General features: G+C 32.5%; 27 protein-coding genes. 14 read left to right on the top strand and 13 right to left on the bottom strand.

Annotated features, from left to right (window positions below):
• The first annotated feature begins 21 nt into the window (after nucleotides 1–21).
• The 5 genes from STK_RS13105 to STK_RS13125 are packed head-to-tail and all read left to right on the top strand — an operon-like array spanning nucleotide 22 to nucleotide 3,305.
• Nucleotides 22–945, top strand: a complete 924-nt coding sequence (locus STK_RS13105; RefSeq protein WP_010980463.1) for a glycosyltransferase family A protein — start codon at nucleotides 22–24, stop codon at nucleotides 943–945.
• On the top strand, nucleotides 926–1,411 hold the full coding sequence (locus tag STK_RS13110) for a hypothetical protein (RefSeq protein ID WP_010980464.1): 486 nt from the start codon (nucleotides 926–928) through the stop codon (nucleotides 1,409–1,411). The genes STK_RS13105 and STK_RS13110 overlap by 20 nt, the downstream gene beginning before the upstream one ends.
• An 11-nt stretch (nucleotides 1,412–1,422) precedes the next feature.
• On the top strand, nucleotides 1,423–1,878 hold the full coding sequence (locus STK_RS13115) for a hypothetical protein (protein WP_010980465.1): 456 nt from the start codon (nucleotides 1,423–1,425) through the stop codon (nucleotides 1,876–1,878).
• 12 nt (nucleotides 1,879–1,890) lie between these two features.
• Complete coding sequence (locus STK_RS13120; RefSeq protein ID WP_010980466.1) at nucleotides 1,891–2,760, top strand: mechanosensitive ion channel domain-containing protein; 870 nt, start codon at nucleotides 1,891–1,893, stop codon at nucleotides 2,758–2,760.
• A complete protein-coding gene (locus tag STK_RS13125) occupies nucleotides 2,757–3,305 on the top strand; it encodes an ADP-ribose-binding protein (RefSeq protein ID WP_010980467.1) in 549 nt (182 codons plus the stop codon). The genes STK_RS13120 and STK_RS13125 overlap by 4 nt, the downstream gene beginning before the upstream one ends.
• A gap of 9 nt (nucleotides 3,306–3,314) precedes the next feature.
• Here the strand turns inward: STK_RS13125 and STK_RS13130 are convergent, their stop codons facing one another.
• From STK_RS13130 to STK_RS13170, 9 genes are all read right to left on the bottom strand, one after another.
• Nucleotides 3,315–4,397 (bottom strand): hypothetical protein, encoded by a 1,083-nt coding sequence (locus STK_RS13130; RefSeq protein WP_198429700.1) that lies wholly within the window; start codon nucleotides 4,395–4,397, stop codon nucleotides 3,315–3,317.
• 185 nt (nucleotides 4,398–4,582) lie between these two features.
• Nucleotides 4,583–5,500, bottom strand: a complete 918-nt coding sequence (locus STK_RS13135; protein ID WP_010980469.1) for a tetratricopeptide repeat protein — start codon at nucleotides 5,498–5,500, stop codon at nucleotides 4,583–4,585.
• A complete protein-coding gene (locus STK_RS13140) occupies nucleotides 5,479–6,537 on the bottom strand; it encodes a glycosyltransferase family 4 protein (RefSeq protein WP_010980470.1) in 1,059 nt (352 codons plus the stop codon). The genes STK_RS13135 and STK_RS13140 overlap by 22 nt, the downstream gene beginning before the upstream one ends.
• A 125-nt stretch (nucleotides 6,538–6,662) precedes the next feature.
• Entirely contained in the window at nucleotides 6,663–7,055 is a 393-nt protein-coding gene (locus tag STK_RS13145; RefSeq protein ID WP_010980471.1) for a hypothetical protein, read from the bottom strand.
• 56 nt (nucleotides 7,056–7,111) lie between these two features.
• The gene (locus STK_RS13150) at nucleotides 7,112–7,525 is read right to left on the bottom strand and encodes a MarR family winged helix-turn-helix transcriptional regulator (RefSeq protein WP_052846786.1); all 414 of its coding nucleotides are present in this window, start codon (nucleotides 7,523–7,525) and stop codon (nucleotides 7,112–7,114) included.
• 155 nt (nucleotides 7,526–7,680) lie between these two features.
• A complete protein-coding gene (locus STK_RS13155; protein WP_010980473.1) occupies nucleotides 7,681–8,442 on the bottom strand; it encodes a hypothetical protein in 762 nt (253 codons plus the stop codon).
• 12 nt (nucleotides 8,443–8,454) lie between these two features.
• Entirely contained in the window at nucleotides 8,455–9,222 is a 768-nt protein-coding gene (locus tag STK_RS13160) for a hypothetical protein (protein WP_052846787.1), read from the bottom strand.
• 31 nt (nucleotides 9,223–9,253) lie between these two features.
• Nucleotides 9,254–12,655: a molybdopterin dinucleotide binding domain-containing protein gene (locus STK_RS13165; protein WP_010980475.1), complete on the bottom strand. Its 3,402-nt coding sequence runs from the start codon at nucleotides 12,653–12,655 to the stop codon at nucleotides 9,254–9,256.
• Nucleotides 12,652–13,305: an arsenate reductase (azurin) small subunit gene (locus tag STK_RS13170; RefSeq protein ID WP_010980476.1), complete on the bottom strand. Its 654-nt coding sequence runs from the start codon at nucleotides 13,303–13,305 to the stop codon at nucleotides 12,652–12,654. The genes STK_RS13165 and STK_RS13170 overlap by 4 nt, the downstream gene beginning before the upstream one ends.
• Nucleotides 13,306–13,599: 294 nt before the next feature.
• Here STK_RS13170 and STK_RS13175 point away from each other — a divergent pair, with 294 nt between their 5' ends.
• Nucleotides 13,600–14,277, top strand: coding sequence for a sulfocyanin (locus STK_RS13175; protein ID WP_010980477.1), 678 nt, complete (start codon nucleotides 13,600–13,602; stop codon nucleotides 14,275–14,277).
• 1,078 nt (nucleotides 14,278–15,355) lie between these two features.
• On the opposite strand, the gene STK_RS13185 is transcribed toward STK_RS13175, so the two are convergent.
• Entirely contained in the window at nucleotides 15,356–16,027 is a 672-nt protein-coding gene (locus STK_RS13185; protein WP_232616487.1) for a sulfocyanin, read from the bottom strand.
• Between the two features lie 173 nt (nucleotides 16,028–16,200).
• Between STK_RS13185 and STK_RS15450 the strand changes: the two genes are divergently transcribed.
• The 4 genes from STK_RS15450 to STK_RS13200 all read left to right on the top strand — a co-directional run bounded on the left by STK_RS15450 (nucleotide 16,201) and on the right by STK_RS13200 (nucleotide 19,223).
• Nucleotides 16,201–16,335 (top strand): LPXTG cell wall anchor domain-containing protein, encoded by a 135-nt coding sequence (locus STK_RS15450; RefSeq protein ID WP_198429701.1) that lies wholly within the window; start codon nucleotides 16,201–16,203, stop codon nucleotides 16,333–16,335.
• Between the two features lie 134 nt (nucleotides 16,336–16,469).
• Nucleotides 16,470–17,009, top strand: a complete 540-nt coding sequence (gene soxA, locus STK_RS13190) for a proton pump complex quinol oxidase subunit SoxA (RefSeq protein ID WP_010980479.1) — start codon at nucleotides 16,470–16,472, stop codon at nucleotides 17,007–17,009.
• Nucleotide 17,010: 1 nt separating this feature from the next.
• The gene (soxB, locus tag STK_RS13195; RefSeq protein ID WP_010980480.1) at nucleotides 17,011–18,585 is read left to right on the top strand and encodes a proton pump complex quinol oxidase subunit SoxB; all 1,575 of its coding nucleotides are present in this window, start codon (nucleotides 17,011–17,013) and stop codon (nucleotides 18,583–18,585) included.
• A 77-nt stretch (nucleotides 18,586–18,662) separates the two neighbouring features.
• A complete protein-coding gene (locus tag STK_RS13200; protein ID WP_010980481.1) occupies nucleotides 18,663–19,223 on the top strand; it encodes a DUF1404 domain-containing protein in 561 nt (186 codons plus the stop codon).
• Between the two features lie 177 nt (nucleotides 19,224–19,400).
• Here STK_RS13200 and STK_RS13205 read toward each other — a convergent pair whose 3' ends face one another.
• Genes STK_RS13205 through STK_RS13215 form a run of 3 tightly spaced genes read right to left on the bottom strand, consistent with a single transcriptional unit; the run spans nucleotide 19,401 to nucleotide 22,077 of the window.
• Entirely contained in the window at nucleotides 19,401–19,772 is a 372-nt protein-coding gene (locus STK_RS13205) for a NifB/NifX family molybdenum-iron cluster-binding protein (protein WP_010980482.1), read from the bottom strand.
• On the bottom strand, nucleotides 19,769–20,854 hold the full coding sequence (locus STK_RS13210) for a hypothetical protein (RefSeq protein ID WP_010980483.1): 1,086 nt from the start codon (nucleotides 20,852–20,854) through the stop codon (nucleotides 19,769–19,771). The genes STK_RS13205 and STK_RS13210 overlap by 4 nt, the downstream gene beginning before the upstream one ends.
• A gap of 47 nt (nucleotides 20,855–20,901) precedes the next feature.
• On the bottom strand, nucleotides 20,902–22,077 hold the full coding sequence (locus STK_RS13215; protein WP_010980484.1) for an MFS transporter: 1,176 nt from the start codon (nucleotides 22,075–22,077) through the stop codon (nucleotides 20,902–20,904).
• A gap of 159 nt (nucleotides 22,078–22,236) precedes the next feature.
• On the opposite strand from STK_RS13215, the gene STK_RS13220 reads away from it, so the two are divergent.
• The 4 genes from STK_RS13220 to STK_RS13235 all read left to right on the top strand — a co-directional run bounded on the left by STK_RS13220 (nucleotide 22,237) and on the right by STK_RS13235 (nucleotide 26,842).
• Nucleotides 22,237–23,826 carry a B12-binding domain-containing radical SAM protein gene (locus STK_RS13220; protein WP_010980485.1) on the top strand — a complete coding sequence of 530 codons (1,590 nt, stop codon included), beginning with the start codon at nucleotides 22,237–22,239 and terminating at the stop codon, nucleotides 23,824–23,826.
• Between the two features lie 61 nt (nucleotides 23,827–23,887).
• Nucleotides 23,888–25,267 carry a PQQ-binding-like beta-propeller repeat protein gene (locus STK_RS13225; RefSeq protein WP_010980486.1) on the top strand — a complete coding sequence of 460 codons (1,380 nt, stop codon included), beginning with the start codon at nucleotides 23,888–23,890 and terminating at the stop codon, nucleotides 25,265–25,267.
• Between the two features lie 121 nt (nucleotides 25,268–25,388).
• Nucleotides 25,389–25,589, top strand: a complete 201-nt coding sequence (locus tag STK_RS13230; RefSeq protein WP_052846789.1) for a sulfurtransferase TusA family protein — start codon at nucleotides 25,389–25,391, stop codon at nucleotides 25,587–25,589.
• 14 nt (nucleotides 25,590–25,603) lie between these two features.
• Nucleotides 25,604–26,842 (top strand): amidohydrolase family protein, encoded by a 1,239-nt coding sequence (locus STK_RS13235; protein ID WP_010980487.1) that lies wholly within the window; start codon nucleotides 25,604–25,606, stop codon nucleotides 26,840–26,842.
• Nucleotides 26,843–26,946: the final 104 nt, after the last annotated feature.

The following is a 26,946-nucleotide window of genomic DNA, read 5'->3' on the forward strand; positions in this document are numbered from 1 at the left end:
CGTGGTTTCAAAAATTTAAATATGGTTTCTACTACTGTAGGTATACCTACTCTATTGAGGAATTCTTTAAAGAAGACTTTAGAAGCTTTAATGAATCAAAGCGAAGATGATTTTGAGGTATTAATAACATATAAAGGAAATTTAACACGTGAAATAGAGAATTTTGAGAAATATTTGAGCATAAAGTTCATTGAACAAAAAGAAGGGCTTTTTGAGGAAGCGTTAAATATTATCTTATCTAACGCAAAGGGAAAGATATTAATAACTATTGATGATGACGCATTACCTTCAAAAGATTGGATCAGAGATCATGTGATTTTTCATGGTAATCATAAAAACGTAGGAATTGCTAGTGGTAAAGTTACTGGAAAGCGATGGATAAATTATCCTAATTATCTATACGAGAAATTTAAATCGACAAAATATATGGAAGAATACAGCGAAGTTTTTAAAGACTACGTTGGATATTTAACAAAGACAGGTTTAAGTGTAGATAGAAAAGAACATAAAGGTAATGAAAAGACATTAGCTATTGTAGGTGTAAATATGAGCTTAAAGAGGGAAGTTTATAATTATGTTAGGGCTATTCCTTTCACGCTTAGAGGAAGTTACAATGAGACTATACTTTCTTTACAAGCTATAAAAATGGGATTTGAAACTAGGACTTTTAATAAAGCTGAAGTATATCATATCCAAAATCCTTCACTCTCAACTCCTACTAAAGATGAGGAAAGTGGTCTTATAGTAGAAAAACATACTTTACCATATGCTGTTAGCTTTATTTTTCCCTTAGAAGTTGAGCTAATAAAGGAATTTTCAACTAAAGTTCAAGGAGAAGCCAAGATTGGGTTAGAATTGGCCTTAAAAGGAACAGAAGAAAAAATGAAGCCAACAGATTTTAGATTTATCTTAAGAAAGACTGTTAATGGAATTAGAAATTTGTAAAAGTGATGGCATTTTAGGGGTAAGGCTATCCTCTGGAAGAGTAATATCTTTATTGAATAACTCTATATTTGAAATAAATCCAGATAGATGTGTTAAAACTCTTATCGAAGTAAAAGAAAAAGAAGCAGTATTTAAGAATTTGAGAATACCACTTTACCTCCCTTCAGAAGAATTGAATAAGCTAAAACTACTATATGTGGTGAAGGGAGAAGTTTCACATGAGATTATATATTACAATAACTCAGTAGAAATTCACATTGACACAAAGTTGAAAAACGTAAAACTTACCAATAAAATTTCGTTTACTAGATTCTGTGGTAATTATGGTCTTCTCTTACCCAATTACTGCATAGGAAATGAGACTTTTGCGATCTTTGGTAAGAATAAAAATGAGGTATATTCAGCTTATCTAGAATTTAAGGAGTTTATTGACCACATTAGAAAAATTTTATTAAACTTAACATAAAGTTTAGCCTAATGGCAGAAAAAATAACGACCTATTACTCTTATGTTCTCGCTTTAACGATAATTCTTCTATTATTTGGATTAGCTTTAGGACCGTTAGCACCAATTGACGAACCTACTTATTTCCCTGGTTATGATCTACAAATACCAGTTGGATTAAGTTTCTCTGGTTTCATCCTACTTATTATCTTCATAATATCGGTAATACTGTTTTGGGGATCAAAAAATATCTTTCTGAATGTTCTAATAGATGCATCATCATTATCATTCTCCATTGTAAATTATATAAATTTCTATCTAGTTTACGTAATATGGAAACCTATAATGTATCTCCTCCCCTTTTTCTTTTACATAAGGTATGATGGGATCTCAACTTTAGTTTTCGACTTTGGTCAAATAGCCTTGATAATTTTCTTTTATCGTTTATATAAAAATATAAAAACAAGAAGGACTTATAAATCAGTATAATAATTTCTTTTTATGAGCTACAGGCTTCAAGTGGTTAAAATACTATTGATTATCTTAATACTAGCAATTTTAGACTTCGTTTTAACTTATTTGGTTCAACTCCTTACAGAAGCTTATCCTAAACAACTTTTACCTTATGAGCCGGCAATAATAACTGGTATCCATGTGATAATAGTAGCTATAGGCGGTTATTATATTATAAAATTCATACAAGGAATTTTATCAATAACAGTTTACGCTAAGATCGAAAAAGGAATGGCAGGGATGATAAAATTTGCATTAGATGTAATATTTTACACACTTTTAGTCTTGGCAATATTAGTTGTACTTCATGTAAATCTAACTGGAGTATTAGTAGGTAGTGCAGTAGGCGGTATAGTAATTGGTTTAGCTGTGCAAACTATTGCCCAGAACTTATTATCTGGCGTTCTTGTAACCTCAAGTAAAACAATAAAACCTGGAGATTCGGTATCTTTACTTTCATGGATATGGGGAAATCCAATTATAGGGGAAGTAACAAAAGTATCTTTACTTTTCACTGAAATAAAAAGTATTACTGGTAATATCTTTAAAATACCCAACTCTGCTTTTCTAGGAAATACTGTTTTTCAGAAATTAGAATCTGAAAATTCACTTGTATATCCGCTACAAGTTATAGTTAATGCAGATGTATCAGCAGATAAAGTTCTTGAAAGAGTTAAAGATATATTAAAGGATAAAATTAAGGATGAGACAAAGGTTGAAGTGTACTTCACTTCTAAAAATGGAGGAACTAACGTATTTACTGCTGTTATTCATTTCCAAAAAATAGATGAACTTCGAGGGTTAATAGATTTAGTTAATTCTGCATTCGATAAAGCTTATTGGAGTGCTAAATCATGATAGTTAAAATCATTAAAGGAGATATAACTGAAATTGAAGCTGAAGCTATAGTTAATGCTGCAAATTCCTATTTAGAACATGGTGGAGGAGTAGCTAGAGCCATTGTAGAAAAAGGAGGTTATATAATTCAAAAAGAAAGTAGAGAGTATGTAAGGAAATATGGACCAGTACCAACTGGTGGAGTCGCTGTTACTTCTGCAGGAAAATTAAAAGCAAAATACGTAATTCATGCAGTAGGTCCAAGATATGGAATAGAAGGGGAGGAGAAATTAGAAGAGGCTATAAGAAATGCACTTAGAAAAGCTGAGGAGTTAAAGTTATCTAGTATAGCTCTTCCAGCAATTTCTACTGGTATATATGGTTATCCATATGAAATATGCGCAGAGAAAATGGTAAAAGTAATTAAAGAAGAGTATACTAACTTTAAACATTTAAATACTATAATAGTTTCCCTTTACTCAGAGGAAGCATACAATATTTTTGTGAACATTTTTGAGAGAGAATTAGCTAAAGAAAAAAACATTACCTTGAAAATGTCTCCTTAAAATCAAAAACTATGCAAATTTAAAGTAAGGGAAAATTCCTTCCGTAACTCTAAGTCTCGGCGTAATGATGTTTTCCCCTTTTCTTATACATATGAAGTTAATTCGTAGTATTGCTGGGATTGTAAAGAGTAATAGTAGAGCAAATAATATTGCTAATAATGATGCGTAAATACTTGGAAGTATTGGTGATATAATAAACAGTACAGTCGCTATAGCATAACCAATTAACCACGTTAGGACTTCTAGTATAGTTACTTTTACCGAATCCTTTAGGTTCTTTATCCTCACCTTATCCACTCCTAAAGCCGTTAATGCTTCTGAAATTCCATAAAACATTGCACCGTAAGGTATAACGGTGTTTAGTGAAATTAGAGAGAAACCTAGTAGTGCTAGAGATAACCCATTTCTTATCTTACTCAAGAAAAGTGCCATTAGAATTCCTATTGACTCTCCAATTACATAAACTATAGGTATGAGTTTCAAAGGCATGTCAACGTAGAGGTATGGGAGGGAGACAGAGAGAGGAAGAATTGTAAGTATAATAAAGGATAAATTATTACTTCTTTCATCATCATCATCATAACTCCCTCCCATACCTCTAATATCAACGTTAATTAACGGTAATGCTGTTAAAGCCATTATTACTCCAGCTATTAGGAATATACTTCTAATCCCTAGGGTTAAAATTACACTATCATCAAAGAAAGGTATTATTATTGCTGGTAACATTGATATTGCCCATATTTTTGCAACTTCATCATTCATTAATAGATAAAAAATCGGTACTGAAACCCAGTACATACTATAAAGTATTAGAGATAAGATAGCAGTTAACGCATTATTAGATATTGAAAGTAAAATTAATCCTATACCAGAAATTATTAAAGATACTATTGTAATTTCCTTAACTCTTTTTGTAAATAATGGAACTACTGAATAAACCAATCCTACTAAAGTAGATATTATATACAAGAATCCTATAAAATCTTCTTTAATAATAGTCTTTAAAAATACTGTAAGGTATGGAGAATAAAGATAATACGCTAATCCCCACAAAGTCCACGAAATCACTACAGATTTTATTGAACGCAATCTTCATCACCTCAGTATCCCTCATTTCCCCTTCCTTATATAATATATATTAATAAATGTATAAAAATTTTTTCCTTTAAATTAATCATGGTAAGTAATATGCAAAATGTGTACTGTTAAAATCAAAATATTGCCAATATCATAATTTTTTGATAATGATAAAATTCGCAATCTAAATAAATGAATTATAGATTCTTTCTAATAAATTCTTCATAATACATAACAGCTTTTCTTAAATTTTCTAGTTCATTTTCTCTTTTAGATAATTCTACATAAGCCCTAGCTAGGAACAAGTATTCTTTCTCCTTTTCAGCTATAGAAATTGCTTGCTTTAAAAAATCAATAACACCTGTCCTTTTATATAACTCATTTAATAACCTTATTTTATCCTGAGGGCTACCTTCATTAGATTCTTCAAGCTTTTGTAGTGCCTCATAAAGCAATTCTGATTTGTAGAATGAGAGTTTATATAGCGCTCTAGCTTCTCCTTTAACATCTTTTAACTCCCTAAAAATGTCTAAAGCCCTTTCAATCTTATCCTTATCCTCATATGAAAGTAAAGCCTCAGCTAGTAATCTTTTATTATGTATCAGCTCAGCATACTTTACGGCTTTATCTAAATAATCTTTTCTTCCACTATTTCTTCCAAGGTAAATATATGCAACTATTAAATCCTCAGTTGGTTCATCAAAGCCTTCAAGTATAGCTCTTGCCTCTTCAACATGCTTTATATCACCAATGCTTAAACACACTTTTGCTAACAATCTTTGGGCATGGGTTTTTAGAGGAGTATTTACTAATTCCCTTAGTATTTCATAAGCCCTATTATAATCCTTATCTTTAAAAAGTGCCAGTGCTAGGTTAAAATTTATAACATATCTATCTTCATTACTTTTTGCTTTCTTTAAGGCTTTTTCAAAACACTCAATAGCCTTTTTTGTATCCCCCTTTTCTAAGTACACCAAACCTAACTGATTTAGAGAGTGTAAATCTTGTCTTCCTTCTAAAAGTTTTATAACCTCATTTAACTTGCTGGGATCTTTTGTCTTTTTGTATTCCTCAAATATTTGTTTAGCCCTCTCTATGACTCGGCTATCCTCCATATATATTTATAATATTCATCAGCAGTTTTATTCCAATCGTATTTTAAAGAGCTCTCATAACTACGTTTTGACAAATATTTCATTACATTTTCATCCTCCAAGATGTAATTTAGTCTCTCTGCGAACATATCTATATTTTTATACTCAACTAGAAAACCATTCACTCCATCTTCAATGATTTCTGGAATAGACCCCGTAGAATATGCAACTGCTGGTGTTCCACAGGAGTTAGCTTCAACTATTGTCATTCCCCAACCTTCAATAAAGGAAGTTGAAATAACAGCCCAAGCTTGCTGATATAGTTTTATTTTTTGACTCTCATTTACTTTTCCAAGAAAAATTATATTTTTTTGACCAGATATAACTCTTTTTACGTTTTCCTCTAAATCTCCTCCACCAGCAATGTAAAATATAGCCTTGTTATTTTTCACTTTCTTAAAGATTTTTACTGCATCTAAGGGATTTTTATAGTTTTTAAGCCTACCAATCCACAAGACTGTAGGAATTGGTGATTTTTCTCCGGGCTTATATATTTCATGATCAATTCCGTTATATATTACAGTAATTTTACTCTCATCAATTCTAAATCTCTTAATTAATTCATATTTAGTAGTATTTGAAACAGAAATTATATAAGGATAATTTCTAATGGTCTTTTCTAATTGTCTAACTATAAATGCTAAGAAAGGATTAAGTTCGTATTTAACAACATCCTGATGGACGTGATGCACTAATGCTATAGACTTTTTATTTACTATATAAGAAAAGAAAGGTACTGCATGTGCAACACTATCAATTACTACATCATAACCTCTTTTTGCGTAAGATAAAGAGTGGAGATGAAGGGTATATTTATTTCCCGCATGTAAAAACTTAATTCCATCAAGTTCATCATTAAAATTTCCCACATCTTCACTTAACCAGGTTATATCAAAACCCTTTTTTACTAATCTTCTGCTAACCTCGTAAATTACTCTTTCAGCACCTCCAGCTTGAGGATGAAAAATATCTCTATGATTAGTGATTAATAATTTCACGAAAAATAAATGAAAATTGAACTTAAAAAAATTTTCTAAAAAGAGCCGAAGGGGGACAAAGGGTTCTCATTGAGCCCTGATGGGCACTTGAACCCCGCGGCTATAAAAAATTGGAATTTGTCTTTTTAACTTTTATCAAATCTCCAGAGCAGAAATGATACAACAATTAGTAACACATCTAGTATCCAGCTTTCTATAACATAAATGTTAACTGGTAGTACTTTTCCAATAAATAATGCTGGTGCTGTTCTAGTTTCAGTCAATAATGCAAAATCAATAAGGTAGAATATAAAGGCTGGTAGATATAAACTTCTTATACCCAGAATAAATGATACTGCTGCAACTATTGCTAAAGATGCTGTAAAGGCAAAGAAGGTAGAATATATCTCAGTTGCTAGCATATCTTTAGGAAAGACTACGTGTGTTGCCAGGACGAAATGAACTCCTGCCCAAAGTGCAGATCCTAGCAAACCTATCCATCGTAGTGTTTGTATTCCAGCTCCTATTTTGCTTGCCATGACAGAAGTTTAGGTGATGTTTAAAAATAGCTTTTCCCAAAAGTCTGGGGAAAAATTTAAATAGTGTCATCTTTTTCTGCTTCATTAATTAATATCTCAAAAAATTCTACTACACAAGAAGGATCTTTAATTTTACTTAATAAGGATACAATTAACTCCTTATATTTGCCTCTTACATCTTCTAATATTTTTAAACCTGCGTCTGTAATCTTAACAATTACAACTCTTCTATCTTGAGTATCTCTTTCTCTAATAATAAATCCTTTTTTCTCTAGCTTATCTAATACTTCGACCATAGTAGACTTATTTACGTCAGCAAAATTTGCTAAAGAAGTAACATTTTTCTCTCCATTCTTTAAAAAGTAAAGAACTTGTACCTCAGTATATGATAAACCAAATTTTTCAGCCTCTTTCTGTAAGAGTCTACGAAATTTCTTGTTACCCTTAAGCACTATTTCCCATGGTTCCAAATTAAGACACCTATTTCAAATTGAAAATATTGAGTACAAGACTATTAAAACTGTTGACCCATCAAAAATAGGATTAGAGGTATAAATCATTTTCTAGTCATAAACTAAAAATCTTCATGCAATCAATTTCTATCTTACTTTTATTATAGTTATTTCTACGATGTATTTTCTTTTCTAATTTCACATTTACTACTCTCAAGTTTATTTACGACTTTGTTTAGATCTTTTAAATTAAATAGAAGAATTAGTACTGAACTTATCGGTAATCCGTACCATGCAAATCCGAAATAAATTGGGGAAGCTAGAATAGGTAAAACAGAAGAAATAACACCAATATCTAGGGCAACAAAATAAATAATTAAGCTAGGTAGGGAAAGACAACAACTAGTCCCAGATACTACACCTAGGGTTGGAATGGCAATTAAGGCAGTACTTCTTTTATATGCATTTAATAAGTTCTTTAATTTAAGAATTTTTTCAATGTTAGCTCCAATAAGCAAAGCTAACAATATTCCTATAAAAGTAGTGAAGGGAAAGATCCCCATCTCGTAGCCAGCAATTATAATTCCTATTGCTGGACTATTTGCTATCCAGTATAAAAAATATTGAATTGTAGGTGTAATCGAAGCATCAACATATATACTATATATAGGCAAATATATGAAAGCTCCTAAAATAATATAATAGAAGAAACCATATAAAAGTAAGTGAAACAAAAGATATAAAGAAAATGAAATCCAGTATCCTCTTCCCTTCTTTATATTCCATGTAAGGTCAAAGAATTTTTTCGGAATTAACAACCATAAACCTAACCAGAACGTTAAAGTTATTGTAGAACCTAAAAGCAGATAATGAAAAGATACAAAGTAGCCGATAAGAGAAAATAAGCAAAGAAAAATTCCTATAACTCTTTTCATAACTTATTATTTTTATTTTGGGGTAAATATTTTTATTCTCATTTCTTTTGGAGGTCTAGGAATCAGACTTCTAAAATGAATTGCCAAACCAGTCGCAGTTATTGGAGGTAACAAAATATAGGCTAAAAATAACGCAGTATTTCCTATAGGTAAGAAAAACAATACATTTGCAGCGGGAATAACAGTAGCTAATAGTATCGGTAATGATATACAACAACTTCCACCAGCAATTACACCTAAAATTGGTACCAAGAGAATACTCTTTAACTTTATTACCTTACTTAATTCTAAAACCCTAACTATTGTTACTGTAACGACAGAACCTATTAAGAATCCCAAGACTATAGAATATAGGGACAGCTCTATGTAATAATTTGGAGGAAATCCTATCGCAACTGTTGGGTTAAAGATAATGTTAATAAATGCCGTGTAAAATGAGGGAGGATAAAAAGGCGTAATTGAGAGGGATATAAATGGAGTATTAACGTAAAATAGTATTCCGTAAAAACCAGTTAATAATCTCTCTAATGCAATACTATAAACAAAATAGTGAACAGATAAATAAGCTACTAAGATGCTAAGTGAAAATTTATTTAAATGTTTACGTAAATAAGTAAAAATATTACTCATAGGACCTTTCATCAAAAAGAGAAGAAGCGATAGCCAAAAGATTAAGTTTCCTAAAACTACATAAATTTCGTAATTTGGTGATAGCGGAGAAATGTAAACTAACAAAAATCCTAGTATAAGGCTAGATAAATAGTAAAAAGATTTCACCATGATACTCACTTATAAAAACAAAATTAAAAAATTAGCTTGACGATGATGATGGTACATTAAACTGTACTGGTGCAAAAGTAATCTGCTGTACTAGATCTTGTGGTAAAGTTCCGATTTTTACAATGTTAGCCCAAGCCCATTTAACCATTTGATTATCCGTAACTGGGTCTACTGTAGGTGAAGTTAACTGATTAGCACCTGGACTTGTTGGATATGCCATTGCTATAAACACTTGCCCTGGAGCTACAGTATTAGATATCCAGGCAACACCAGTAATTGATCCCCAATCGTTATATACTAACAGTAAATCACCATTATTCCATCCCTCGTTCATAGCATCTTGCTGGCTTACGGCAATTATTGGGAATGGTACCCTTCTATATATTTCGCTTACTTGGAAATCTGTCCACCCAGACTGGAAGATTATATTCCATCTTCCGTTATTAACCCAGTACTTATATTTCTGTTGCAATTGAGCAGCATATCCGAACACTCCTACATATGGCATTGGGAATGGATTGAGACCGTCTATGACATATTGCATTAGTGTATTGTAATCATATCCAAACATGGATTGTAAGTCATTAATATTAATATATGTAACCTCTCTAGTAATTAAAGGAAGTTGCGTATTCCCTACAGTTACTGATTGATTTGGATTAACAGTAACAGCTTCAGCTCTAAATTGCCCATTTATCGCTCCTTGTATACCTGGCTCAGCGTAGTTAACTAATCCCCATAATGTAAAGCTTCCATCTGGATTAGTTGTCTTTCCTAATATCGGTAACTGTACTCCAATGGTTCTGGTTGCTTGCAAATCACTTAAAGACATTTGAGACCAACCTGGAGCCCAATGTGGTACAAAATATCCGTAAGGCCATGAGGAGAAGTTTGTTGGTCCATTAGCTACATAGTAATCCCATATATCACTATAAATGTTAAACCAGTTATAGTCATAATAGAATTCAGAGAATTCTGGTATTAATGATAATGGCTGAGAATTCTGCATCATATTATTCTTTAATGAAGTCCATATCTGGTTGAACGCTTGATATATTCTCTGTGCTTGTGGTGAACTGCCCATTCCGTTTTGCTGGAATAATTGATATAATCTATATGCAATCATAGCATATATCCATACATCTGGCATTGCCATTCCTGGTGGTGAATGGAAAGGTTCATCTAATCTTAATCTTCTATCATGTCCGTTCCACCTAATCTCATAAGTCTCTCCATGATTTGCTGCAGAAGGCAGTATTATATGGGCTGCAGTTTCTAATAATCCATTTTGATTCAATATAATATCATTACCTACAATGAATAGTGCACCAGGCTGTTTATTACTGCCACTTAAACATGATATTACTGCTTGAGCGTACGTATCTGGGTCTGGGAATTGCGGAATAGTCGAACTTACAGCATTAGTATTATAATATGGTGAGGAAGATATAATTGATGAAGTCGAACCACTAGGTACACCTGCTGATAATGTGTTTTCCACACACTCTTGTAATAATTTAGATCTATGATTTATTGTCTGTGCTAACTTTCCTCCAGCCATTGTTAACTTATACGGAACAGCTGTGAATACCCAGAGCACTTTACCATATCCACTGTAGATTAGATAGTCAATAATTGGATTATACTGATAAATTTGTGGTACTAAACTACTAGTATATTGAGAATAGAAATTCTTTATGAATTCAGCTATATTTGGTCCATTAACTGTCATACCTTGTTTCTGCAATTGTTGTGGAACATATTGACTCATTTGTATCCATAACATTCTACCTTGATTTAGTGATAAACCAATTTGAGGATACCATGGTGGTGGTGGAGGTAATGGGAAAGCTGCACCTCTTTGATGTCCAAATCCTGTTGACATTCCACAACCTGGTCTACCAGACAAAGCTCCAATAATTATAGCTAGGTTAGCTAATGAATAAATTGGAGTATAGTTACCTGACCATATTATTCCTTTCTCAAATTCTATTACAACCCTCTTATAATAGTTTTGCCCGTTACTCCCAACTTTAGGCTTAGCTAGCATATCACCCATCATTTGGATTATATTCTGAGGAACACCAGTAATTTGTTCAGCTTCTGATAACCAGTCACTTAAACTCTTAGATTGTAAGTATTGTAAATAGTACTGGTAATTAGTGTTGTTAAAAGTAAAGGCATTATTGCTGTTACTTTGGGCTTGTTGATACATATTTATGAAGTTCTGAACTGTTGTACTTCCATAAGTGTAATAAATATATGCTGCAACAGCATTTATCAATTCAGTATCAGTACCTGGATTAACTTGAACAACTAACACTTGTGGTAATCCTTCTTGAGATTTACCAACATTACACGTTCCATTCATAGCCTGTTCTACAGTGCATCCTACAGCTGCTGCAACAGCGTGAGCAGTTTCAGAAGGCCTTGCTTCTACTACTATTGCCATTCCAGGTGGTGTTGGTTCGCCAGGCTCAAACCATTGTTGCTTTCTACTTACTGTAGCTCCTCTTAAGTTATCAAATATATGTTGAATTAAGTTAACTGTAGAAGTCACATATTCGTTAATACCCCACATTACCATTACGTCGGTAATACTAATATCTAACATACTTGAAGTGTCTGTTCCTTTACCATTAGTCGCTTCCATTAATGCATCTTCTGTCAATGAAAAAGCTACTTGATAGTGGAATCTAACAAAGGGTGTAGCTAAACCCATATGTAAAAATAATCCAGGCATTAAATTACTGAATACTCCTCCTCCTTCTCCTCCACCATGATCAGATCTTATAGCCATTACCTCAGTAGCTGCTGGTCCTACCGGATAGTCGGTAGTCTCATTAGTTAGATAATAGTAAAGGATTTGGGCAATTGCCTCAATTACATAACTCCATCCTACAGCCTGTAAAGTCCCATTCCATCTTATTAAAGGAGTTTTTATTCTTGTCTCATAAACTCTAAAACCAGATGCTACGTCATTAAATGGACTCCATATTCTCTGTGCATTTCTTCCTCCTCTAGTCGAATAGTTTCCCTCATTTACTGGACATTCGGCACTTGGTACTTCTAATATATAAACCTCTTCCCATGTTTGAGTATTTGGATTATATTTTATAGTTTTACTTACCATTCCTTCTCCTATCCATGGAGTACCAGAATTTGCTGAAAGTGCTGGTAAAACACTAGTATAATCAGCTTGATAGTTTTGTAAGTTCCTATTAAATACTTTATCTACCATATTATATACTATAGCATTCTGTCCTGCTGAGGGTCCGCCCTCTTGTCCTACTGGGAATACAAAAACATCATATCCACAACCAACATTACAGAACCTACATGTAACAGAATATCTTTCTGCAGTTACTGGTGGTAAAGGTACCTTATTGTTCGGAACAGCAGTATATTGAACAGATGAGGAAGAACTACTCATGAATTACCACCTCCAGACATTTGGGCTAAACCTTGTAAAGCCGTATTATATGTACCATATACAAGTCTATTAAAACCTAAAGCATAAATATCTCCAGTAGACTCCTCATATTCTAGAATTAATTGTGGTAAAAACTGATTTGGATGACCAACAACTTGCATTCCACCTCTAGTAGCATCATATTGGCTGAAATGTTGTGGACATAATAGGCAGTTATTTGAAGGATCATAAACTAAAATATAGCCCATATGTGCACATGAAGCTGAGAATCCTACAATATCATTGTTAGGTCCAACTCCATTTTCAGACGGTACTCCAGTCTTTATAATATAAACTAGATATCCCATATACATAGTAGTAACATATTGTCCAGGTGAAGTAAGTTGTGATATATTAGCAACTTTTTGTTTAACATACCCTACTTGCTGAGGTACCTGTGTAGGTACTGTTGTAGTTGTCGTACTCACCTGAGTTACAGTACTAACTTCCTTCTCTACTGTTACTTGAGGTTGGATAACTTTAGTAGTCCTCGGAAATGCGTATCCACCAATAACTATACCAGCTGCAATACCAGCAACAGCTGCTGCTCCACCAATAATAACTGCACGTCTATTAGGGTCTACGTTATCTTTCTTCTTCCCTTCTGCCATCTTTATTACACCCTATTGTCATTAACAATTTAAAATAATATATTTAAAAAACTTAACTCTCGAATATATATATATGACTGAGTAAACATATTTTTGTAACTGAAAAATATTTTAATTTAATATAACTAAATTTTATTATAATGAAATAAAGTTTAAAGCTCTGAAAGTTTTATATCGTAGATGTTTATTTACTTTTTATTATAATAATTTAAATAAGATCAAAGTATTTATGTAAAGATATAAGTTTTATTAATGAAAAATCTTTTAATCTGCTATTTAAAACTATAAACTAACATGGCGTCAAATACACCTATAGTAATAGCAATAGTAATAGCTATAATTCTAGTAGGAGTTGCTGCATATTATATTGCTACAAGATCTTCAACTACAGTAACTACAACACTACCACCAACGACAGTATCTACAGTAACCACTTCTATTTCTACTACAGTATCAACAACTACCACTTCTACTTCTACAACTACCACTTCAACAACTTCTACCACAACAACTTCGTCCTTACCTCCTGGTGCTATTGCCTTGCCTTATGATGCTAGTAATCATACTGTATTCTTATATTTAGCTGCCTTGTCTACTGGTAACGTTTTCAATTTTAATGGAACTTCTTTTGGAAAAATGCACGTCTACATACCAGCTGGTTGGACTGTAATAGTTTATTTCACCAATGAAGAAAGTGGTCTACCACACAACCTCTTGATAGTACAAAATGACACGGCAACACCAAATAGCTCAGATGTAGGAAACGATGGAAAAATACTACTATATGTAGGAACAACACCAAGCTCCTACACTGCAAATGGATTAATAAGCGGGCAATCAGCTAGTGGATCAATAACACTACAACCAGGATACTATTGGTTCTGCTGTGGAATAGCAGGACATGCAGTAGCGGGCATGTGGGGAGTAATAATAGTCTCATCTTCAATAACAGTACCATATGCAACAACATAAATTGAAAGAGGTAAGTTACTATTTTCACTACTCAAAGTTGAAAAGACTTTTTTATTTTATTGCCTATAAGTAAATTATATCTTCTATTTTCTAATTTATCGATAAAATTAGTTTTTTAAGTGTTATTTTTATATATTATGATCTCTAACTTAATAATGATATATAGACATGGCACTTTTTGGCCTAGTTTCAAAACCCAAATAACTTCTCTTAATGAAGATTATTCAAATAAACCTAAATTTAAGGTGCTAACTCAAGAAGATTTGAGGATAAATAACCTATATATAGGCAAGATCTTGCCCTTTAAAATCTCAGAAAGTATAACTTATCAAATAATACGCTTATTAGTAACCTTAATAGGACTTTAAAATAGAGATAATTAGATACTAATCTATTATGAGGAAATATAAAGTCTTATAAGCTTATTACTATCCATGGTCTACATAGTCTCCCTCCTAAGGTTGCAAACTTAGGTCTATTAAAGACATGGTATGAGGTGCCTACTCATAAAAATCCTAATTTGGAGTTTCTTGTCAAACAATTAGTGAGTATTATAAATTGGGAACTCATAAAACTCTATAAAGCCTGCGTCTTCTTTAAGTTTAAGCCTTAATGAAAGAATAATAACATAATATTACAAATAACTTTCGAATTTCATGATTGCATGAGAACAGAACCTATCCTTATTTCATGATTTAGGAGAAACCTCACTGGAAACATATATTTCCTACACTGATTACCTTATTCTATCTATCTCATATCAAATTATACCCAGTCACAGTTTAAAGAGAAACAATAAGCCTTCAGGTTAAACATATGTATATAGAAGAAGGGCTGTTAGGCTACTAATACAAAGACTTTAAAACTCTCACATGTAAATGTTTTCTAAACTAATGTTTTTGTTTTTCATATTTCTAGGTCTTTTCTGTAAATCATAACATAAAAAAGATTTTTACATTATTCTGATATTTTTATAAATAAATTTCAAAAACTGATGACTGTTTAAGAATAGTCTTGTCTCAGTGTAAGAATATACTTTATTAATTTTTAAGTTAATAAATAAAAAAGAATATATTTCTTATGTTGTTGCATATGGTACTGTTATTGAAGATGAGACTATTATTACTCCCCACATGCCCGCTACTGCATGTCCTGCTATTCCACAGCAGAACCAATAGTATCCTGGTTGTAGTGTTATTGATCCACTAGCTGATTGCCCGCTTATTAATCCATTTGCAGTGTAGGAGCTTGGTGTTGTTCCTACATATAGTAGTATTTTTCCATCGTTTCCTACATCTGAGCTATTTGGTGTTGCCGTGTCATTTTGTACTATCAAGAGGTTGTGTGGTAGACCACTTTCTTCATTGGTGAAATAAACTATTACAGTCCAACCAGCTGGTATGTAGACGTGCATTTTTCCAAAAGAAGTTCCATTAAAATTGAAAACGTTACCAGTAGACAAGGCAGCTAAATATAAGAATACAGTATGATTACTAGCATCATAAGGCAAGGCGATAGCACCAGGAGGTAAGGACGAAGTTGTTGTGGTAGAAGTTGTTGAAGTGGTAGTTGTAGAAGTAGAAGTGGTAGTTGTTGTTGTAGTTAGTATTATTGCTGCATGTGACTTAGGTAATGGGTAAGTTACCATAGCAAAATTATATGCGATAAATCCCGCCATGATTGCTGTGCCAGCGAAAATTATAATTAGTAATGCTACTCCTAGCTTATTCATAGCTATCTCAATTCCCAACTTTAAAAAAGTAGTATTTATTTTTATCTATTTTTACCAAAAGCTCAATTAAGTTTTTATTTTCATATATATTGGTTTGGTTTTTTATTAAAATATAAGATTTATGAAGAAAAAGTAGTAAAATTTATAAATTATTATTCATTTTAATTAGTTGATCAGTTATGTTATTCATCATGGCTTCAACTGTCGCACCTCCGTCTAGTATTCCTTTTGAAGATGCGTTTGGTTTTCTACTTGCTGGTCTAGCTATAATTGCTGGTATAGTCTTTTACTTATTAATAAGGAAAAAGATAGTAAATATTTTTTGAACTGAGTATAGTTTGCTTCTTTTTTTTATATTTTTAGTTAAATGAATTATATTATTTAAAAGTAATATCATTCAATATCATTTATACTAAGAAAAACTTTTAAACCAATATATGTATTTAAATTTTGAAGTAAGATGAGTGAGCATAAAAGAGATTGGGAGAAAATATGGTTTATAGTAATGTTGATTCTGGTTGCTGCTTTTACTGGTTATAGTTATTTTAGCATCATAAATGGTTCTGCTGCAACTTATAGATATGGTTTACCATTGGGAAGTGGTGTTCCTAAACCATTGCCTAACGGAACTATAGTAATTTATATGTTAGGTGTACAATGGGCTTGGGAGCCTATGAATGCTACTGAAATAATTTATTTGCCTAACGGGACCATGGAGAATATAAGTGTAACCTCTACAGTTATAACTTATGTTAATGGTTTTCCAGCTATTAAAGTTGAGCCAGGACAACCAATACTATTAGTTCTTTATAGTAATAATGTAATGCACGCCTTCTATCTTAGACTACCTCATGGTCCACAGAATTGGAATATTGTACCAGGTGTTAACAGTTATGCTTTCTTTTATGCTCCAATGACTCCTGGTAATTACACGTTCCATTGTGCAGAGTATTGTGGTATTGGTCATTCTTATATGTATGGTTATTTGTGGGTGATGTAAGATGGTGAAGTTATATCCTAAAACAAGTTTAGGTATGGCTTTAGTATATATTTCTGGAGCAATATCATGGCTTATTGTAATGGGAATTGCTGCTTTATGGTTTAGGACAATTTTATTAAATCCTCATACGAATCCTGCCGTTGGATATGCTATTTCTCCCCTTTATTACTTTCTAGTTACTCTTCATGGAATGTCTGCGATGTATATAATTGTTGAAGATCTAGCACTAGGAATATTTGCTTATGCATTGTATAAGAGTGGAATGTCTGTAGTTCATTTCAGAACACTTACTGCCTTATTCTGGGTTTTAAATTTAGCACCTATAGTAACTTTTGCTGGAGGTCCAATAACTGGTTGGTATATGTATCCTCCTTTAGCGTTGCAAACTCAATCATGGCTTAACTATCACACAGATGCATTAATAGGAATGGCATACTTCTTCCTATTCATAAATTCTGTAGCTGCTATATTAGCGTCATTGTTTATGTTTATTGACGCTATAAAGACAAGACCAAAAGAGGGTAAAATACCAATCTTTGCCTCTTATGCTATGATGTTTGCCGGTGCTCTAATCTTCTTAACAGAACCAGCATTGGCTGCTGGAGAATTATGGTATACATTATACTTCTGGGCTAATGTTCCAGTTAATCCATTAACGTGGGTAGTTTTATTCTGGTTCTTTGGTCATCCAGTAGTTTATTATGTACCATTTACGGTATTTGGCGGTTTGTATGCATTAATTCCGCATTATGCTGGAAGGCCATTATATAGTGAAAGGTGGGCTAGGTGGAACATAATTTTGCTGTTTACTTTTAGTATGTTAGCTTGGGTTCATCACCTACAAACATTCCCATTACCAGTGTATATAAGAGCATTCATTACACCAACTACACTAATCTTAGCCGCAGGATCTGGTTTAACAGTATTGAATTTAGCTTTAACAATATTTTATAGTCCAACTGGATATAACTATAAGGATCCAGTAGGTTTTGCAGCCCTAATAGCATACATAGGTTTTATATTAGCTGGGTTACAAGCATTGATTCTTCCAATAAATATAACTAATGTAATTGTTCACAATACTTACTATGTAGTTGGACATTTCCATTTAATGATTTGGACAATAATTATAGTTGGAAGTGTAGCAATAATCCTAGATATGTTAAGAAATCAAGTAGGTGCTAAATTAGACTTCTCTTCTTTAGGTAGAGGGTTCTTATTTGCAGGTCTATCTATGTGGACTGTTGGTGCACTCTTGACTGGCTATACAATGAGTTATGCTGGCTATTTAGGGTTAATAAGGAGATGGGACGCATATCCGATTAAGTTCTTACCATTTATGGATGTTATGACTTATGGTGCTATGATTATGGGATTGAGTTTTGTGTTTATTGCACTACCAATTGTTTTAACAATGATTAGAGTGGGAATCCCAATATTCTGGACCCCAACTACTGGTGTTACAGCATCCCCTGGAATAACAATGAATACTCAGCCACCTAGTTCTGGAACACCTTCAATTACTAAAGAAGTAAGTACAAGTGATATGAATAATAAGGTAACAAAGTTAAAATAAATTGATCTTTTTTTTTCTTTTAATCTGCTTTTATTTTAAAAGTAAATTTTTAAATCCTCTAACCCAAAATATTTTTTATGATAAAGTATTCTGGTATGAGAAACTGGAAAGACCTGGTAGTTCCTACAGTATTTATTTTGGCTTTTGTTAACCCTTATGTCGAGTCCTTACAATATTATAACCCATTAGTTTATATGCTAGATCATTATGCATTATATGCTGCTGGTGTATTAATAGGTTATAAATTCTTTAAAGGTTCTATAATATCATTTATTCTTGGTATTATTCCAGCCGGATTCTGGCACATTCCATTATTTTTTGCATTAGGAGCATCTTTTCCACTATATAGAGGTTTATCAGAGGTAACACTAATTTTAGGTGGTATACTTGCAGGTTCTTATATTCCGAAAATGTCGCTAACATTTAAGATAGGTGCACTAGGGATTTATATGTTTGCAGATTCTTTACTTAGCATATTCTTTGTTTTAGGTTATCCTCAGTATTCTAATGTGGACTTTAAGTTCTTATCATGGGGTACTGATATACTTCCATTTGTAGGTGTTGAGATGTTTGTTGTTATGAATATTGTACTGGTTTATTCGCTTTATAAACTATTAAAAAATATTTCCCTTTTTTAAAAGTTGATATACTCTTTTTTTGATCTATGAAGTAGGTAATAGCTATCTTAAATAATTAAATGTAGAAATTATATTGGACTATTATCCAATTTAGGTTACGAGTAGTTCGATTTATTGACTTCGAATTTACAGCTAAATAGGTTCTAATTTAGGTAAATAAATTCCGGTTCTGATACATTAACCTTCTCCTTTTATTCTTTCTAATATAGCTTGAAAACTTGAATATATTATTTCTTTTATGCTAACTTCCCTTAATTCTGGTGAATCTAAACTATCATGAACATTCGAAATTAGAATTCTTATATTCGCTTTTTTTAGTATTATGTATGAGGGATAACATAATGATCCATGCGGTGCTATAACTCTATCTGCTTTCAACTTTACGCATTCTTTAGCTACGGTTGGTCTTTTTGCACTTGAATAAAGGGCTGGATTTTCTTCTTTATAAATTATTTCTTTAGTATTTTCATCTAAGAGTATTAGGTATCTAGCCTTAGAAAATTCTTCTAACGTTTTTAAATCATCTAGTACAGTTGTACAAGTAATCATTTTTCACAAGACTCCTTTATTTTTCTATTTCCAGTTATTATAATAACTTCATGCTCTCTATCTAGATTTTTCATTAATTGTATAATCCTATCAATTTCTTCCTCTATTAAATACTCCTCTGGATATTCTATCACTATAAGAGATTTTCCTTTAATTGTAGAGAGCTCTGCATCTATTAGAGCTAAAGACTTTACCGAAGGGGGAGCTTTGTATATACTTTCATTACCCCAATATAATACTCCATTTTCGTTTTTAACGTCAGTTGAAAATAGTGGTTTAAAATTCTTTATTCCTTCTTTCACTCTTTGTATTGCAAAGATGCATTTATCTGAAAACAGTTGAACTATTTCCTCATCAGATAATGCCGATTCAGATGCATTAAGCAATAATGCTCTATTACTCGGTATATAAATAAAGTCTTTTATTCCAGTTTTTATCTCAAACTCTTCCCTTTCTCTTAATAATACAGGTTCTATCATGCTTTCTATTAAGTTTTCTCCTATTTCATCTAGCTGTGACTGTGAAATCAAGGACTTTTGGTTTACTTCCCTAGCTGTTACTTGAAGAAGTTTATTAATCTCTTCTTCATTTACGTTCTTAGAAACTCCCTTATTTTCTATTCTAAGAGAGAGATCAAGAATTGCTGTCAATTTTTTATTTTCTATTTTTAGTTTTGCTTTTAATTCAAAGTTCTTAATTCCTGTAAGCTGAAAAAGATCAATAGTTACGCTAGATTCTATATTTTCATTAAAATCGGTTTTTGTCTCAATCTTTATAGGTTGTCGTAATGATATCTCGTTGTTCTTCCATGATAAAGGTAATGAGGTATTTATTCTATTAACTAAAGATGGTAAAGCGTAATTGGGATTAATCATTCTAAAGTTAAGTTCTCTCATAATGGAGGATAATTCGAAAATGGTGAAGTAAAGATCTCTGAGTTTTTCTGAGTTTTCCCTTTGCAATTTGAAATTTAAGTCAAATGCTAGCTTCTTTTTGTAGTTTGAAAATCCCATAGGATCTAGTATGTAATACTGTTTAATTTCGTCTGTTAAGTCCTTATATCCATAAATAACTCTGCACATAGTATATTAACTAGTTTCGTTGTATAAAAATTAATTTTAATAAATTTTTAACTGCTCGTGGCTTTCCTTCTTTCTTTTAATAATCTATAATAAATATACCCACCAACTGCTTGTAATATGCCACCACTTAATTCTGGTAATGGTAACCATGTTTCTAAAAGATAACCACTTAATCCACTACTTAATTGTGCTATTCTAGTTGATATTCCTTGAAGGCTTGTAGCTGTTCCATAATCCTCTTCCGATATGCCTCTAACATTTATTGCTGTCCTATTTGGTGCTCCAATACCAGCATTTAGTCCCCTTAATGCATAAAGTGCTGAAGCTAAATAAAACCATGGTGAGAACGCAATTCCGATTAAAAGTACTCCGTTTAAAACTCTAGTTATAGACGCAATCTTGAGTGTATCAAACTTTATTCTAGTTGCTAAAAATGAACCTATAGAAGTTAATGCATAAGAGAGTGTGAAGACTAAGCCTATTTCAAAATCATTTGCGTGATAAGCTATCTTGAACCATAGTGGTAGAAGCGGTATTGCTAATCCTATCCCAGCACCGGTTACTGTATTAGATGCTATTACCCTTAAAATATAATTAAAGCTAGATTTTTTCATTATCTTAGTAGTCTTTTTCGGTCTTTGAGCTTCTTCTACAAAAACTAATGAAATAACAGATATAAATAAGAGCAAAGAAGAAATACCGAATATAAATCTATAATCTTCTAAGGATGAGAAAGGTAAGAATTGTTCTATAGATATTAAAAGACTTCCTATAATACTCGCAGCAGAGGCAGCAGAACTGATTAATCCAAGTCTTTTTACCCTTTCTTTCTCATCTCTCCAATTAGAGGCAATCAATGCGGAGATTCCTGGGCTCCACATTCCTCTTAATCCACCAGAAGCACCTCCACCTATTCCAGTAATAATCAGCAGAGGTATGATTAGCTTTACGCTAGTTACAATAGCTAATAATGCAGTTCCAATAAGGGGAAGTATATCACCAATTATTAAGCTTTTTTTATAACCTATTCTATCCCCAAGCATTCCAAGTCCAAAAGATAATGTGGCATAAAATCCTACAACTCCAAAAACTATTAACCCAATTGTTACTGGAGATAAACCTAAAAGTGAAAGGTACAACGGTATTGATAAACTTACGTAGATTAAACTTATACTTCTTGCAACTCTAGAAATTAAGAGAAATTTAAAAGTTCTATCAGTCATGTATACCTATTATTGTTATTCCTTTTTTGTCATAAATTTCTTTTTATAAATTAGGATACAAATGACACTAAACAGCATATTTCCAACATGATAATTTGAACTTTTAGTAATTCTTTCAAAGAAAGGTTTATTTGGATCCGAACAAAACATATATATTTGATGAAGAGAGAGTGGGATGTCATTTTAACCGCAGATAGAGGTTCGTTTACTGATTATGGAGGCTCTAGTGTATTAGGTTATGTAGCTTGTATGCCATATAGACTAGTACCCAGGTTCTTTATGGATAGGTTCTTTACACCTCCAATTAAAGTTGATAAAGACGGTAAAGCTATATATGCACCTTATGCCCTAAGAAAGGTTGAAGCGTCTCTACTCTCTCATGGTTTTAATGTAGCAGTAATTCCCCCAGAGTATTTAGAAAAATCCGTAAGTGAGAAGACTAAAGTTTTAGGTTTAACTGTTCATGACCCGTTTGGTTTAAACCCAGTGTCATTCAAACTCTCTATGCTTTTTGGCGGAGGTGCAACTTGGACTGCCAAGTTCTTTGAAGAACTTGGAGAAGAAGTAAAAAAGTTAAAGGCTAAATATAATTTTAAGGTAATTGTTGGTGGGCCAGGAGCTTGGGAATTACTTAATAAAAAGCCTGAGTGGATAGATACTGTCTTTATCGGTGAAGCAGAACTCACATTACCAGAAGTTGTAAAGAAGCTAATGGATGGTGAAGAGGTACCTACAATTGTTAGAGGTAAGGATCCTAAGGTTGACCAAATACCCCCAATAGTTAACCCAGCAAGACTTGGAGAGGTTCAAATAACTAGAGGTTGTCCTAGAGGTTGTCAATTTTGTTCTATAACTCCAGAAACTTTCAGATCTATGCCTCTTGATGTAATTAAAAAAGAAGTTGAGGTTAATATGAAGGGTGGATGGAATCGGGTTGAGTTTATTACTGATGATGTAATGCTTTATGGTTCTCAAAAGCTTAGAACTAATCATGATGCTATCGTTAGGCTATTTACTGAAGTTATGAATATGGGTGTTGATGGAATATGGTGGCCTCATATTTCTGCTCCAGCAGTTAAGGAAAGTCCTAAGACTGTTAAAGCAATGGCTGAGATTGCGAGGTATAGTTTTGATAGGGCTGTAGCACCAGTAGTTGGTTTAGAGACTGGTAGTGTAAAGATTATGGAGAAATATATGAGGGCAAAGGCTTTTCCATGGACTCCAAAAGATTGGGCTGATGTCATAATTGATGCTACTGCTATTATGAATGATAATTATATCTTCCCATGTTATACAATGACAATTGGTTACCCAGAAGAAACTGACGAAGATGTCCAACAATCTGTTGATCTAGTTCAGAAGATAATTGACCATGGATTCATAGCTTGGGTATTTCCATTACCAGTAATTCCTATGGCTACTACAAGGATAAGGGATAATCCATTCCCGTTCATGGAAAGATTACCTTCGAAATACTGGGATTTACTCTACATGAGTTGGAAGTATAATTTCAAAATTACTAGGCAATTAATTCCTATATTGACTAGTGGGATAAAGAATAATGTAGCTAAAAGGATTGTGAAAATAATGATTGATAGAGTCTTTGACTCCATAGATCAAATATTTTATGAATTAAAGGAAACCAAGGGTAAAAAATCGATGGAGTTTTCAAGTATTAACTTAAACAACACTATTGGTGTTATAAAATCTATATATTGGTTAACTAGGCTAGCTTTCAAAAATCAATAAAATATCAAGATATTTCTCTTTTTTCAAAAAGTTTATTAACTTACTCTCCTTCTAACATATAATGAATAAATATCAGATAATTTCCGTTGTTATCGGGATAATGCTTATTTTATCTTCCTCATTTTTCGTAGTATTACACCAAATTCATAAGGAACCTTCAATTGGTATTCATAGTATAACAACAACTCTTGTAAATAATATGAACCCAACTCCTAACATTACAATACCTAAAATTATACAATCAATACCAGAGAACACTAAAGGATATTTCGGTAATACTATAATGTTTGAGGGTAATCCACAACACATTTATTTTTTGCCCGTCACAACTGGATACTTTTTAATTAATGTTTCTGGTGCAATAATAGTTCCTCCTTCTATATATAATAATTTACTCTTTGTTACAACTTCTGGGCCTATGAACATGTCTTCTAGGAGTTTACTATATAATATCGGTTGCGTTTATGCAATAAATATTACTGACGGTGAAATTGTCTGGAACGAAAGATTTCCAAACCAGATTATGACCCAACCTATTATTGTTAACGGCATTCTTGTTGTTGGTTTAGGTAATAACCAGTTTATTAATTCTACTGTAAGGGGTACTGGAACTAATATGATAGTAGCCTTAAATGCATCTAACGGTAAGGTTTTATGGAATTATACTACACTAGGAGAAGATATGCCAACTCCAGTATATTATAAAGGGATGATAATTGAGGCTAATGGTAACGGAGAGGTTTTTGCATTAAATTTGACAAATGGCAAATTAATATGGAGTGATTATATAGGTTCCTATGTGAGTATGAGTTCTCCGTTACTTGTTAATAATGTAATTTATTTTGGTTCTGCTCACCCTTATATTTTCTGGGCTGTAAGTGCTGAAAACGGTAAGATCTTATGGTATGATAATTTTTCTGAGAACTTCTCTAGTCTAGGCGGTTTAGATGATTCTTCACCAGCATATGCTAACGGTATTGTTGTAACTTCCTTAGCTATTCATTTTCAAAATAATACAATTGAGGAGGCATTAGTCGCTATGAATGCCTTTAGTGGTAAAGTCATTTGGTGGTTAAATGAGGGTATAGCTCCCTTGCCTCCTAATCTTGAATCGCCACCACCAGTAATTTATCATGGCATTGTTTTTCATGATTCGCCAGTAGGGGTTTTATATGCTGTTAACTTAACAGATGGTAAAGTATTATGGAATTTTACTACTGGTTTTACTACTAGTAATGTTGACATAGTTAAAGGAAGAGTTTTAATACAGAATCAGCAAGGTATACTTTTTGTACTTTCTATTGAAGGAAAGTTGATAAAGAAGATTTTAACTCCAGTAATGCCAGGTCCAGGTAATATACTAGTTACATTAAATTCAGTAATTTTAGTTGGGGTTAACGGAGTAATTGACTCAATTCCTATTCAATCAATTATGTATTAATTTAACTATTCAAGGAAATGAAATTTTTTAAAAGTTTTTAATATTACCTTATTAATTTACTAAAAAGTTGAAGGGCAATACATTGCAAAAAGAATTTAAACCCAATTATATAGGTTAGTGTGTGAAACGGATAATAACGTTGTCATTAGAAGATTTGAGTGAAGCTAAAGACAAAGTGAGAAAAGTATTGAAAAAATTGCAATATGAGGACGAGGTCATTGTTATTTCAAAGTCAGATATTTCTTATCTTTTTAAGGGTTATAACGTAGAAAAAGAAAAAGACGAAGAAGGTTTATGGATAATTAGGATTAAAAAGAATTAGTCATATTTCCTTATATGCTTATCAAAAATGCAAGGCTTTTAGATGGTAGAATAGTTAACATTTACATTGAAGATGGAATAATTAGCTGTTTTAACTGCAAAGAGCATGACGAGGAAATTATTGATGCTGAGAATCACTTGGTAATTCCTCCTTATTTTAATATGCATTTTCATCTAGATAGTGTATTTCTTCCAGTACTTAATAAGAGCGGAACTTTATGGGAAGGTATAAAGATTTGGAAAGATGTTAAAGGTAAACTGACAGAAGAGGATGTGATAAAAAGGGCTGTTACAGCTGTGAAACTAATGGTTGCACAAGGTACTTTGTGGATAAGAACACATGTTGATATTACTGAAAAGTCCTTAACTCTTCTTCACTCACTTTTGAAAGTTAGAGAGGAAGTAAAGGAGATTGCTGATATTCAAATTACTGCATTTCCACAAGATGGTATTTATACTGATAAAGGTAATGACGAGCTATTACGTAAGGCTATTCAGCTAGGTGCAGATAATGTTGGTTTAATTCCTCATAACGAGATTACAAGAGAAGACGGAGTTAGATCTATAAAATTTGCAATTAAGTTAGCAAAAGAGTATGGCAAAATAGTTGATGGTCATATTGACGAGACTGATGATCCTAATTCGAGATTTTTAGAAGTTTTAGCTAAGTATACGTTGGAGTATAATTATGAGGGTAAAGTCTCAGCTGGGCATGTTACAGCTATGCATTCGTGGGATCCAGCTTATCGATATAGGATTCTACCAATTGTTGCTAGGGCTGGTATTCATGTAATTCCTAATCCTTTAGTTAATGTTTCTCTTCAAGGAAGGTTTGATAATTATCCTAAAAGGAGAGGTATGGCACCTATTAAAGAGATGTTAAGTTATGGTATAAATGTCGCTTTGGGCCATGACTGTATCATGGATCCTTGGTATCCTTTAGGTAGTGGCAATATGTTACATGTCCTCTTTATGGCTATTCATTTAGACCAAATGTTATCCCCAGACGAGATTATCTCTTCTATCAACTTAATAACATATAATGGTGCTAAGGTTTGGTCTCTTAAAGATTATGGCATCAACATTGGCAATAGGGCTAATTTACTTATTATGGCTGAAGATGATGTAATTGATCTTTTGAGATTTATGTCTCCTCCTCTTTACGTTATAAAAGATGGAAAAGTAGTTGCTAAGGAGGGTAAATTAGTCTATTTTAAGGGAAAATGGGAGAAGGTCTTGAAAAAACCAGTATAGATTTAATAAAAATTCAATCTCAGATAAGAGAAAAGGTAATATTTACGAAAATATATGGTAACACCAAACGACAAAAGAAGAACCTAACTAAACAATTTTCATAC

The sequence above is a fragment of the Sulfurisphaera tokodaii str. 7 genome (genome assembly GCF_000011205.1).
Lineage (GTDB): Archaea > Thermoproteota > Thermoprotei_A > Sulfolobales > Sulfolobaceae > Sulfurisphaera > Sulfurisphaera tokodaii.